The organism is Siccirubricoccus soli, assembly GCF_024178315.1.
Taxonomy (GTDB): Bacteria; Pseudomonadota; Alphaproteobacteria; order Acetobacterales; family Acetobacteraceae; genus Siccirubricoccus; species Siccirubricoccus soli.
Map to the genome: position 1 here is coordinate 1 of NZ_JAMZIK010000251.1, position 1011 is coordinate 1011.

The 1011-nt window shown below is 74.0% G+C and carries 2 protein-coding genes; both read right to left on the minus strand.

Annotation, left to right across the window (positions count from 1 at the left end):
- Positions 1-438: hypothetical protein (locus NJ376_RS27720; protein ID WP_252956592.1), on the minus strand; the 438-nt coding region annotated here is incomplete at its 3' end.
- A gap of 228 nt (positions 439-666) precedes the next feature.
- Positions 667-1011, minus strand: a 345-nt coding sequence (locus tag NJ376_RS27725) for a LuxR C-terminal-related transcriptional regulator (RefSeq protein WP_252956593.1), incomplete at its 5' end; no start/stop codon positions are given.

The window sequence follows — 1011 nt, forward strand, 5'->3', positions numbered from 1 at the left end:
GCCCGGCGGGACCACCGGTGGGGCTGCCTCCTCCGGCGGCGGATCCTGGTGGCCGGGCGGGGTGACGGCGAGCGCCGCCGGGCCGGGGCTGCCGGTCCCCGGGGCGCTGCGCCGCAGCTCCGCCAGCAGGGCGGCGAGCTCCGCATGCCCGGCGATCTCCGCCGGCCAGGAGCGGTCGCGGAGCTGCCATTGCAGCATGGCGAGCAGCGCGTCCCGGGCCTCGAAGGCGCGGCGGACCTGTTCCTCCAGCAGATCGGTGCGGCGCAGCAGCTCCGCCGCCGCCTCCGCCTGCCCCCGTTGCCAGGATTGCCCAGCAGCGAGGACGAAGGCCAGGAGCGGCAGGCCGAGCGCGGCGAGCCGCAGGGGCCAGCCCGAGCTGCCGGAAAGCCCCGCGGCCCTTCGCCACCACGCCAGCATGCCGGCCCGGATGTCTCGCATGGGGCTACTGGGTAAGCCGAATCGCTGCGGAAAGGTATTGTCTTTATTGTGGAACGGCCACCGCTCTCGCGACAGTTATGTGAGTCCTGCCAAGCTGCGGCACAGATCACGCCTCGCGGATTATTAAGATCGTACTAACAATATAACTTTACACGTTGCATCGCGGGCGGCGAGGACTCGGCGCCCCAGGCAACAGCGTCGCGACAAGGCCCCGGCGCGGCGTTTCTGCTAGAGCAGGACCAGACCGGCCCGGGCGGCGCGGGCCACCGCATCGGCCCGGCTGCCGGCGCCGAGCTTGCTGAGCACCGCCGCCACATGCGCCTTCGCCGTGTGGAAGGACATGCCGAGCCGCCGGGCGATGACCTTGTTGGAGGCGCCGGCCGCCAGCAGCTCCAGCACCTCCCGCTCCCGCCTGGTCAGCTCCGCCTCCGCCGCGGCGGCGGGGGCGGGGCCGAAGCGGCTGGCGAGCAGCGCCGGCGGCAGCACGGCCAGGCCGCGCGCCACCGCCTGCAACGCCGCAGCGAGGGTGGCGGGGGAGGCATCCGGCGGCACCACCCCTTGCGCGCCCGCGCG